This window comes from Acinetobacter sp. UBA3132, assembly GCF_002364825.1.
GTDB lineage: Bacteria > Pseudomonadota > Gammaproteobacteria > Pseudomonadales > Moraxellaceae > Acinetobacter > Acinetobacter schindleri.
On record NZ_DEZM01000193.1, the window covers coordinates 1 to 11,728 of the forward strand.

An 11,728-nucleotide genomic window follows, 5' to 3' on the forward strand; every position below is an offset into this window, starting at 1 on the left:
TAATCAATTTGATAAATTTTCTTTAAGCCTTGCGGTAGACCCTGTTGATAGAACTGGCTCTGTTCTGCAGTGATGAGGTGAATGGGAACTTGCGGTGCTTTACGCGGGGTACGCCACCACCAGGCCGGAACTGTCCGAAAGATTTCTGCTTCAACCTGTTTTGGAATTTTTAAAGTTACACCACCGCGCTGTTGATCTTCAACAATTCCACTGTCGATATAGTCCTGAAAACACTGTTCATCAAAATGCTTAAACAGACGATTCGATCTCAGCGCCTCTACCGCGTCCAGCTGAGATGACCAGTGGTCTTTACGCTTTAAAGTAATACCTGCCGGAGTAAAGCGATCAATACTTTTTAAATTGAGCTTTTTTACCAGTTCAAATAACGCACTGTTTTTCCCAATCACAAAAGGCGGATCCATAATGATGAGCTTAGAAAATAAAGCTGGCTTTTTATAAGCCGCCATCATCGTAACTAAACCACCAAAAGAGTGTCCAAGTCCAATCACTGATTTTCCTGAAAATTGCTGTTCAATATCGGCAATCACCTCATCCACCAAATAACGCCAGTCTGTGGTAATTGGATAATCTGGATTCATGCCGATCAAAGGAATACTTTTAACCGTATATTCATCCTGAAAACAGTTCAGGAACTTCCGATAGGTCGCTGATGGGATGCCATTGGCGTGGGTAAAATGTAAGGCTGGCTTCATGCGGTTATATAGTTTTTCAATCCATGATGTCTGCAAGCTTAACCTTAAAGATGACTAAAAATGAGCACATATTCTTCCTAAGCATGACCTTGAAGTCACCGAATGAAGAATAAAAGCAGCTGGATTATTTTTGCGAAACTGTCAGATGCTGATTTGCCAGAAACTGGGCACCACAACTGGCTTTGTCACCTGCGACAATCACAGCCCGCCCTAAAACAGTTATGGATTGATTTTTAGCAATGGCGGTTACCACACTATTGCACTTGGGACAGTAATGCTTCATGCCTTGTAAATGCACAGCGATTCCGTGAATTAATATAGAATTTTCCGCTTCAGCAACTACACCACCATGTGAAGTTTGCGAGCCTAGAGTAATAAACGCCTGAGACATTATTTTGATTTCTTTTTATGGTTTTTTACCATTTTAACCGAAGATGATTTTTAACAACAACCATTTACTGACAGCTTATATCTTCAAACAAATATTCTTATCTAAATGAAATAGTTTTAATCATATAAGTCCTGATGATAGCCATCCAAATTTATTGTAGAAAAATAGCCATAAAAAAACAGCCCGAAGGCTGCCTTTTCTTAGATGATTGTTATGGTTTAACCACCACCATCACCTGAATTGCTTCTGGGGTTACAGACAGACCATCCAGTAAGCTTAAACCTTCTTTCTGCAGTTTTTGCAGACGAGAAATTTCATCTTCACGGATACTTGGGTTGAACTGTTTCAAATAGGTCAGGCGATCAATTTCATATTGCCATTTATTGCCATACACTTCTTTGGCTTGTTGCTTGAATTGCGGCAAAGCAGCACGAGCCAGTTCCAGCGCCTGTTGATAACGTGCTTCAATTACTTCACGACGCGCTTTCACGACCTGACGGCAGCTATTGCCATCCAGATGATGCAAGTATGGCTTCAGGATTTGTGGTGCAATTTTTTGCGACAGATCCTGACCTTTTTCGCTCAGCAATACCCGAACCAATTGTTGTGGCAAGCTTGATGGCAAGTTCAGTGCTTTCGGTGCCACCACATCCACTTTAAACCAGACTTCAAGCAATACTGAACCTTGTGGCAATGCGGCAGACTTCAACACCGCAACGTTGGTACTACCAAAACCTTGCGTATTGATCATTTCCATCACACTTTCAGTGAATGGATGTTCAAGCGTCAAGTATTGAGCATCTTCACGGATTTGTGCCTGATCACGATAGAAGGTTGCAGTCATGCCCTCTTCATCCAGAGTCAGACCTTGCACCTGCATTTGATCGGTTGGCTTGATGATCACAGTACCATTACTTTGCTCATCAAAATCAATGTTGGTCGATGCCATAAAGCGCTTCATGAACATTGGCAAAGTCGTATTATCGTCATAATCTTCTAGGGCAGTGACGATTTCCTGTGCCACCATTGGACGGCAAGAGTTGTATTCCAACAGACGGTCACGGCCTTCTTGCAGTTCTGCTTCCAGCGCCTGACGTTGTACAGTCACTTCTTCTAGCAGGTCTTCAAAAGCCTGACCTTTATCTGCCAATAAACAATCTTTTAATTCAATAATGAAGTTTTCTTGCAGTGTTTGCGCAGTTGGCGAAATATTACTGAAAATATTTAGTGCTTCGTTATACCAGCGGAACATACGCTCTTGTGCAGTACCGACCAGATAAGGTACATGGATCTGGATACGATTTTCCTGACCGATACGATCCAGACGACCGATACGCTGCTCAAGCACATCTGGATTTGCTGGCAAGTCAAATAGGATCAGGTCAGAAGCAAACTGGAAGTTACGGCCTTCAGAACCAATTTCTGAACACAGCAAAATCTGCGCGCCATAAGACTCTTCAGCGAAATAAGCTGCTGCCTGGTCACGTTCCAGCAGGCTCATGCCTTCATGGAACATCGCAGTACGGATACCAGCATGAAGACGTAGCACATTTTCCAGTGCTTCTACTACTGGACCACTACGCGCAATCAAAAGCACTTTTTTGTGTTTGAGATCAGTGCGGAGTTTTTCCATCAACCACATTACTCGTGGGTCTGATTCCATCCAGGAACCATCAAGCTGTGATTCTTCTGGCCACATTTGCTCACGTAGCTTGCCATCTTTAGACCAGTTTTCAGGTGCTGGTAATGGTGCTGGCTGGCAGTCACGCCCTGGGAAGCCCTGAATGGCTTCACGGGTATTACGGAACAGGATACGACCTGTTCCATGGCGGTCCAGCAGTTCGTGAATCGCACGGAAACGTTGCTCAGGGTTATCTTCAATACGATGACCAAGCAGACCTTCAAGTGCTGCCAGATGCCCTTCTTCAAGTGACATATCTGACATTAGCACTTCCGCAATTTTTGCAGTCTGCTGATATTGTGCTTCCTCATCCAGGAAACGGTCTAATGAACTGAAACGTTGTGGATCCAGCAAACGTAAACGCGCAAAGTGCGATTCCACACCCAGCTGTTCAGGTGTTGCCGTTAACAATAATACACCTGGTGTTTTTTCAGATAGTTCTTCAACCAGATCGTAACGGTCGTTACCTCCCTCTTCTTCACTCCACATCAAATGATGCGCTTCATCGATAACAAGAAGATCGAAACCAGCTTCAAGCGCCTGCTCACGCAGGTCTTCGTGGTCAATCATCAGGTCAATAGAAGCAATAATGCGCTGTTCAGTCAGGAATGGGTTCAGATCAGGATCGTGTTCTTTGATCGATGCAGTACGAGTTAAATCAAATAGTGAGAATTCCAGATTGAAACGACGGCGCATTTCAATCATCCACTGATATTGCAGTGAATCTGGTACCAGAATCAGAATACGTTCAGAACGGCCGGTTTTTAGCTGTTGGTGAATGATCAAACCGGCTTCAATGGTTTTACCCAGACCTACTTCATCCGCCAGCAATACACGTGGTGCAAAACGTTTACCGACTTCGTGTGCGATATACAGCTGATGCGGAATCAGTCCTACACGTGAGCCAACCAGACCACGTAACGGGCTGCTTTGCATATTGGCTTGCATGAGCATGGCTTCAATGCGTAGATCATACCATTCTTTATAATCGATCTGGCTAGCCAACAAACGGTCTAATGGCTTAGACAACTGAATGGTTGCACCAATACGGGTTTCATTCAGAGCTTTACGTTCTTCAGTACCATCACTTAAAGTACGTGAAACCTGATAACGCACCACGCCGTTGCGATCTTCAAAAGATTCAACCGTCCAGGTATTGCCTTCCTGGTCTTGCAGTTCATCATTTACATTAAAAATGATACGAGACAAAGGCGCATTGCTACGTGCATAGACACGGGTTTCGTCGCTTTTCGGGAATAAAATGCTGACCGATCGCTCATCAACATCAATGAGAACCCCCAGACCGAGTTCTGTTTCAGTATCTGATAACCAACGTTGACCAATAGCAAACTGCTGCAATTTTTCCACCTTTATCTTAAGTACAAGACTGTAAAGATTATGCTCAAAAATAACACATCATTTGAGCAAAATTTCACACCTTCAAGCAATATATTTTGACACAAAGCCCACCAAAAGTGGGCATCAATAACGACGATTAAACAAGTATTTCCTAGAATGGTGCAGGGCAATAAAACTCGACTTTTTCTGCATTTTTAGGATGAATAAAACTGAGCTGTTCTGCATGCAGACACAGGCGTGGCATCAACTGTTGCTGTTGCACTGTAGCATATAAAGTATCGCCAATAATTGGATGACCGAGATACTGCATGTGTACACGGAGCTGATGTGAACGGCCGGTAATGGGTGTCAGTTTGACGCGAGTAACGGGCTGTCCCTGAATTTCAAAATGCTCGACTGCCTGCCAGTGGGTCAATGCGGGCTTATTATGATTTGGTTCAGCAACATGTAATGGTGGACGGCTTGGATCATAGATCACCGGTATATCGACAGTACCTTCACCGTCTAATGTTCCGGCTACAATAGCTTGATAGGTTTTATCGGTTTGGCGTTCCTGAAACTGGCGCGAAATAGATTTTTGTCCTTCACGGCTTAAGGCAAAGACCAGAATTCCTGAAGTGTCCCGATCGAGACGATGAATAAGCAGTGTTTTTGGTTCTAATTCTACTAATCTGTTAATCAGGCAATCTTGCAAATCTTCTGTTTTACCGGGTACTGTGAGTAAACCTGCTGGTTTATGAATGACCATAAAATCGTCATCACGATGAATCAGATGTTCGGTTAGAAAATTGCTCAAAGTTCAATCCCTGGCTGATCGCGCAAAACAAGGCGGCAATGATAGAAAGCTTGGCACAGAATTACAATGTCGTTTTCTGTAATTGCCGATGAAATTTCCGATTATATTAAGAAAATTGCCCAATTCGTGCTTATCTGCGTGCTGATTGCAGAACAAAACTCACCAGTTCTTCTAGTGAAGGATATTCATAAACATCTTCATAACGGACATTTGCACCATTAGCGCGCTACACACCAACCAGGCTTACCACAGCGATCGAGTCCAGTCCGCATTGTCTTAAATCTACATGTGGATCAATATCTAGTACATCCATATCCAGCTGTTCTGCTACTGCTAACATAATACCTTTGCTCGACAACACATATTCTGCTGGCGCACTCAGATTCCATAATCGGGTCAAGCTATAACTATTCATATGATGCAAGCCTTGTGCAGAAATATTATCGATCCACTGAATGTGCTGTTCTTGATTTGACAATAGGATCGCATCATCAATCACGCAAATTTGCTCAGTCACACTTTGTAAATGTGGCAGGATTTGTTTCAACATTGAGGTGATTGTGCCTGCAAAGATTAACTGTGGATGGGTTGAGGCATATTCACCGAGTTGCTGCATACCTTGAATCAGATCATCACCGTACAGGTCAACAATGGGAATATCGAGTGCTTTGGCTTTGTTGCTGATTTGAATCAGGTTTTGCATAAGCACACTGTCTTGAATCCCCTGCATCATGCGTAGATTTTGTAAGCCTACAAGAACTAGAACAGATTGTGTTGAGGACAGCTGCCATTTGGCTTGGGAAGGTGCAAACTGGATTTTTTTAGGCATTGGGTACAGCATAGTAGACTCTTATAAATACAAAATGGCATGAGGATTCATGATATTTTAGTCTAGTCTCAATTTGAAAAATTTTTGATTGCACAAACATTTATTGAACTAATTTCATATAATACCCTTATATTAAATAGACATAAATTTAGTAAATTATTCATGCTCCATCTTTAGAAAAACTTGCAGATTCTTTTTTAATTTGTAATCCTTGTCACTAAGGGTGTCTAACTAAGCTAAGGCAGGTGTGTGTTGTAGTCGGGCCGCTACAATAATGATAAAGAGCGCCTGTATGTTGAATTTCAAGATTTTTAATAAAGTCTCTACAGAAGTATTGACGATAAAAAATGACCTCCAGCTTAATTCTGAGCAGCAATTAATTAATAAATATAGAACTTCTACTTCTGAAGATTATAGACAAGCTATTGTTTTGATCTTTAAAGAACGTGGTTACACTAGACTAGAAATAGGCCAAATATTCGAAAGGTAAATTTAAACTTTTTCTAAAATTGGAGAAAATATAATAAACGTGACATGAAATACGATTTTTATTTTATATAGAAAAGCCCCCTCATTACCGATTGGGCTTTTATTTGATATTTCACGCTTCATTTTGGAACAATTTATTGAATTGAGTTAATCAATTTCTATTTTGAATTAACTCAGCTGTGCTAAAAACTTCTCAATTGCTACCTGAGCAATCTCCGCATCTTCAAACGACTTCACACCAGATACACCGATTGCACCCACTAACTGCCCTTGATACAGAATCGGCTCACCACCTTCCAGCATACCTGAGAAAGTATCCATGGTCAGAAAGCCCATTTGCCCACCTTTGATAATATCTTCAAACAGCTTGGACGGACGGCGACTGATTGCAGAACAACGTGCTTTTTCCAGACACAGGTTTGCTGTCATAGGTGATGCACCATCCATACGCTTCATTGCCAGCAAATTGCCAGTTTCATCAACGACAGCAATACTGACATTAAAGCCATTTTCTAGTGCATATTCATAGGCCTGATTTAACAAAAACTCAGCATCGCTTAAGGTCAGATAATGTTTGGTTTTCATTCAACTATCCAATTTCTAATTTATCAATTTCAAATCTTTGCGATCTAATTAAAAGAATAAAATAAGCCCGAAGGAATTCGGGCTTATGTTCCCTCTCCTTTTAGGAGAGGGTTAGGGAGAGGTCGAATTACCCTTTCATTTCAGCAAAAGTTTCTTTAGCCGCTTGGATTGTAAACTCAATATCTTCATCACTATGCGCAGCTGAAATAAATCCTGCTTCAAATGCAGATGGAGCCAGGTTCACACCACGACTTAACATGCCATGGAAGAATTTTTTGAAGGCTTCAACATCACATTTTAGCATTGAATCAAAGCTGGTGATGTCTTCTTGATCCGTGAAGTACAGGCCAAACATACCACCGACTTGTTGGGTCTTGAATGGAATACCAGTTTCATCCGCAGCAGCTTGTAAACCAACCAGCAGTTTCTCAAGTTGCGCAGTTAATTTCTCATAGAAACCTTCTTGACGCAGATGTTTAAACATCTCAATGCCAGCACGCATCGCCAGCGGATTCCCTGACAATGTCCCCGCTTGATATACCTTACCTAAAGGTGCAATGCATTCCATCACTTCACGTTTACCTCCGAATGCACCCACTGGCAGACCTGCACCGATGATTTTACCTAAAGTGGTTAAGTCAGGAGTTACGCCATAATGTGCTTGCGCGCCACCAAGACCCACACGGAAACCTGTCATCACTTCATCAATAATGAAAACTGAACCATGCTCATCACATACATCACGAATGGCTTGCAAGAAACCGTCAATCGGTTTCACCAGGTTCATGTTACCTGCCACAGGTTCAACAATCACACCCGCAATTTCAGAACCGAACTTGGCAAAGCATTCTTTTAAGGTAGCGATGTCATTGTATGGAAGTGTTAAGGTATGTTTTGCAAAGTCCGCTGGTACGCCCGCAGAAGTCGCTTCGCCCTCGCCTTTGGTCAAAAGCCCTGAACCTGCTTTTACCAGTAAGGAATCCGAGTGACCGTGGTAACAACCTTCAAACTTCACGATCTTGTCACGGCCAGTATAACCACGTGCCAGACGGATCGCAGTCATCGTTGCTTCAGTACCTGAGTTGGTCATACGAACCAGTTCAATTGATGGCATGATATCGCAAATGATATCCGCCAAAGTCGTTTCATGAACCGTCGGTGCACCAAAGCTTAAGCCATCTACCGCAGCATCCTGAACAGCTTTAATAATAGCTGGATGCGCATGACCCAAAATCATCGGGCCCCATGAACCGACATAGTCCACATAACGTTTACCATCGACATCGTATAGATAAGCACCTTGTGCTTTCTCGATAAAGACTGGCGTACCGCCTACGCCGTTAAAAGCACGTACAGGTGAGTTTACGCCACCTGGAATATGTTTATTGGCTTGTTTAAATAGTTGTTCTTGCTTTGGAGATAAACTCATGAAAATCACTCAACTCAAAAAAATAAGATAAGAAATAAAAAATTAAGCTTGTTCAGCAAATAGTTCTGACCAGTCATACACACGTTGACCGACAGTAGACATTGAACGACCTAAAACATCGCTAATAACCGCACAAAGATCCGCACCTGCCCCAATCACCTCTTTCGAGTTTTCAACAGTTAAGCCACCAATTGCACAGATGGGTACATTTAATTTTTGCTTGGCCAGTTTTAAGGTTTCCAAGCCAATATTGCCCGCTTCAGGTTTGCTATCAGTGGCATAGATCGCGCCAAATGCCACATAATTTGCACCATCTGCAATGGCTTGCTCAGCCAGCTCAAGTGAGTTGTTGCAACTACGACCAATCAAAACATTTTTAGGTAACCGTTCAACAGCTTCCTGAATGGAACCATCACCCTGCCCCAAATGCACACCTACGCCATATTTTACCGCAGTTTCTAAATCATCATTAATCACAAATGGAACTTTATATTGTTCACACATTTGTTTCATATATTCGATTTCATAAGCCTGATTTTCTTTCGCCACTTTTTTACGACGATACTGAAGTACTGCAACTTCATAAGTTGCCATCGCACCTTCAAGTTTCGCAAGAAGAAGTTCAATTGGATCATCATTGGTAATTAAATATAAACCGCGCATGACTGCCGCCATTCAAAATACATCAGCTATTATAGGCATAACCAGGAGCATGATGACACCATGCAAACTTATATAACGACATATTTTCAGTAAATAAATACAAGGAATGCAGTATCAAAATAACCAGTTCATTTAATGTGGAAAATTAATAATTTCAGGGATAATTTATATCTGCTATTTGACTTAAATAAATCACATAAAAATAATCATCAGTTATGAATCACTCATTTGATACCCTGATTTTTATGCACCCAATTTGTAGGAACATTGCAGAATGTCAGGTAATAATTTTACCTTGCCGGATGTTGGCCATAAAAAAAGCCCGGAGAAGGTCACTCCAGGCATGGAAAACTGTGTAATTCTTTCGCTGTATCTTTTGGTAAAAGATTACCATGAAACAACGCCTTAATTATTAGAACATTAACTCTAAGCTTGCAAGCGTTTTCCTGTAATTTTGATGACCTATCAATACATTTTTTTATTTTTTAACCAGCTCTAACTTGGAATCTTGTCCTGATCACGACTAATCAGGCTGATATTGCCACGCAATACATCAGCAAACATACGCCAATCCGAGACAAAACTATATAGTGGCTGCTTAAAGCTAGCGGGCTTGTTTTTCTCAAAAATAAAATGTCCGATCCAGGCACAAGCATAACCCGATGCCAATCCATAGAGAAAATATTTAGGTTTGCGCTGCATGATCGCCTTGCCAAAGAAATATAGCCCGATACTGCTTCCTGCCACATGCAGACGGCGACTCATGATATTGCGGTGTTCAGTCAGATAAAATCGATAAAATTCATGATAATCACGGATCGGCATTGGCTGGCTAACTGCTAGCGTCAGATTCGCTTTAGGTTCTACTTGTGCATTCATGGCATCATCCTGATATTTTTAATTTCACATTAGCGCATTATTTAAACATTTAAAAGTGCGATTTCATGCAGTGGGCTTTCTCAGCTATGTTTAATTTTCCTCGAATCTAGCATGCTTTCAACTGCTTAGATATGAATAAATTCTATCAATTTAAACAGGTTCATGATTTTTTTAGCCTGGTCAAGTCTTACTAAAAAAATGATTTTAGTTACAATCTTCGACTTAAAAATTAAAAACATGATTGCAGCGTGTATGTGCTCACATCCACAGCATATACAAAGCACCATCAGCTCTGTCTATCACCTTTATAGACAGTACAAACAGGATATTTATCATGGTTGAAGTTGAACTTAAATTTCAGATTCCTGCAGCACGCCGCACTGCGCTGTTAAAGGCACTTGATCCGAAGAAGTCCGAACAGATTCAACTGCAAGCTAAATACTATGACACCGAAGACCGTCTGCTTTCAAAAAGTGGCGTAGCCCTGCGTCAGCGTCTGGAAGGCACTCGTTGGGTACAAACCTTAAAAGCAGCCGGTAAAAGCCATATTGAACGTTTTGAACATAATCATGACCTGGGTGAACTGGAACGGGCACCTGAACTGGATCTAAATATTTATGCCACTGCACCAGAAGCGCAACAAATTTTAAATAACGCACTGGGTGATCAGATCAGCCAGCTCAAGCTACAGTTTGAAACAAATATTACCCGTACCTTGCGTGTCATTGAATATGAAGGCACTGGAATTGAAGTTGCCCTCGATATCGGTGCGATCCGTACTCTAGATGCCGAACAGGAAGTCCATGAAGTCGAATTCGAACTAAAAAGTGGTTCAGTTGAACAATTGCTGGCATTTAGCTTTGAATGGGTTAAGAAATATCAGCTATGGCTCGATGTGCGCAGCAAAGCAGAAATCGGTAACCTGCTTGCAACGCAGCAAAAAGTTAGCCCAGCGGTACCAGCTAAAGAATTCCAGCTCAGCAAAAAAGATAGTGCAGCCAAAGCTTTATGTAGTCTGATCGCCCAGCAGATGCAGCATTTACTGCCTAATATCGCAGCAATTTCAGCGCAGGTCGCAGAGCAGGATCATATCGATCAGGCTCAGCAAGCGCTAGAGCATTTGTATCTAAGTGTTCTGTTATTTAAAAACTGGCATTCTGGCATTTCAGACAAATGGGCACATCAGCTGGAAGCTTTTAAGAAGCAGTTTGAACACTTGCAGCATTTACAGCATATGCAAAGCACATTAGCCGCCTTTTTACAGAATCCGACTACTGCAGAAAACCTGAGTAAAGATATTCTATATGCCAAGGAAAAACTGGGTAATCTGGTGAAGTCGACACAGAATGTGCATCACTATCTGGAACTGCTGATCTTTAGCCTGAAAGAAGATGTCAAAAGCACACAGGATTTAAAAACCGTAGCACAGGCAACTTTGCAACAGCAATATAAAGCTTTACAAGAGCAGATGAACCAGACTGAAATTCATGATTTTGAACAACTAGATCTACTTGCGGTGCGTATTCAGGAACTGAAGTTCAGCTTTCCAATTCTGACTTCAATTTATGATGTGAAAAATCTACAGAAATACAGTAAGGCGCTAAATGATGCGCAGCTGGCAGCAGCTGAATACCAGACTCTAGCCTCCTCAGCAGTCTATATTCAGCAGACTGAGCTTGAAGCCAGTGACTGGTTTGTCCTGGGCTGGCTGACTGCAAAGCAGGAAGTTTATGCACAAAAACTGCTAGAGGCCACAGAACAGTTTCTGATAAGCCGCAAGTTTTTAAAATAAAGTCGCTTTATCAAGTTTTATTGCAGTTGTAGAAAATCCATCCTAAAGCACTTCAGTCGCAGAGGTGCTTTTTTGTTGCATTTGCAGCTTATCTTTTCCAAACGCTTTGGGCTATATTCACT

General features: G+C 41.8%; 10 protein-coding genes and 1 pseudogene. 2 read left to right on the top strand and 9 right to left on the bottom strand.

All coding sequences use genetic code 11. From position 1 onward, the window contains the following. The 5 genes and pseudogenes from B4033_RS10525 to B4033_RS10545 form a co-directional block, all read right to left on the bottom strand. A partial coding sequence (locus B4033_RS10525) for an alpha/beta fold hydrolase (protein WP_286833790.1) occupies positions 1-713 on the bottom strand: 713 nt, incomplete at its 3' end. Positions 714-837: 124 nt separating this feature from the next. Then, positions 838-1,104: a PAAR domain-containing protein gene (locus tag B4033_RS10530; RefSeq protein WP_076753388.1), complete on the bottom strand. Its 267-nt coding sequence runs from the start codon at positions 1,102-1,104 to the stop codon at positions 838-840. Between the two features lie 211 nt (positions 1,105-1,315). Then, positions 1,316-4,153: an RNA polymerase-associated protein RapA gene (gene rapA / locus B4033_RS10535; protein WP_286833767.1), complete on the bottom strand. Its 2,838-nt coding sequence runs from the start codon at positions 4,151-4,153 to the stop codon at positions 1,316-1,318. 142 nt (positions 4,154-4,295) lie between these two features. Then, positions 4,296-4,940: an RluA family pseudouridine synthase gene (locus tag B4033_RS10540; protein WP_005221683.1), complete on the bottom strand. Its 645-nt coding sequence runs from the start codon at positions 4,938-4,940 to the stop codon at positions 4,296-4,298. 130 nt (positions 4,941-5,070) lie between these two features. Beyond that, positions 5,071-5,781, bottom strand: a pseudogene (locus B4033_RS10545) (phosphopantetheine-binding protein). A 280-nt stretch (positions 5,782-6,061) separates the two neighbouring features. On the opposite strand from B4033_RS10545, the gene B4033_RS10550 reads away from it, so the two are divergent. After that, complete coding sequence (locus B4033_RS10550; RefSeq protein ID WP_004812396.1) at positions 6,062-6,259, top strand: hypothetical protein; 198 nt, start codon at positions 6,062-6,064, stop codon at positions 6,257-6,259. 167 nt (positions 6,260-6,426) lie between these two features. On the opposite strand, the gene B4033_RS10555 is transcribed toward B4033_RS10550, so the two are convergent. The 4 genes from B4033_RS10555 to B4033_RS10570 all read right to left on the bottom strand — a co-directional run bounded on the left by B4033_RS10555 (position 6,427) and on the right by B4033_RS10570 (position 9,814). After that, positions 6,427-6,843 (bottom strand): GlcG/HbpS family heme-binding protein, encoded by a 417-nt coding sequence (locus B4033_RS10555; RefSeq protein WP_048882085.1) that lies wholly within the window; start codon positions 6,841-6,843, stop codon positions 6,427-6,429. Between the two features lie 127 nt (positions 6,844-6,970). Further along, positions 6,971-8,272 carry a glutamate-1-semialdehyde 2,1-aminomutase gene (gene hemL / locus B4033_RS10560; RefSeq protein ID WP_286833771.1) on the bottom strand — a complete coding sequence of 434 codons (1,302 nt, stop codon included), beginning with the start codon at positions 8,270-8,272 and terminating at the stop codon, positions 6,971-6,973. A gap of 42 nt (positions 8,273-8,314) precedes the next feature. After that, positions 8,315-8,935, bottom strand: coding sequence for a thiamine phosphate synthase (gene thiE, locus B4033_RS10565; protein ID WP_048882083.1), 621 nt, complete (start codon positions 8,933-8,935; stop codon positions 8,315-8,317). A 495-nt stretch (positions 8,936-9,430) separates the two neighbouring features. Continuing rightward, entirely contained in the window at positions 9,431-9,814 is a 384-nt protein-coding gene (locus B4033_RS10570; RefSeq protein WP_286833777.1) for a DUF962 domain-containing protein, read from the bottom strand. A 334-nt stretch (positions 9,815-10,148) separates the two neighbouring features. Between B4033_RS10570 and B4033_RS10575 the strand changes: the two genes are divergently transcribed. Further along, positions 10,149-11,606 (top strand): inorganic triphosphatase, encoded by a 1,458-nt coding sequence (locus tag B4033_RS10575; RefSeq protein ID WP_286833783.1) that lies wholly within the window; start codon positions 10,149-10,151, stop codon positions 11,604-11,606. Positions 11,607-11,728: the final 122 nt, after the last annotated feature.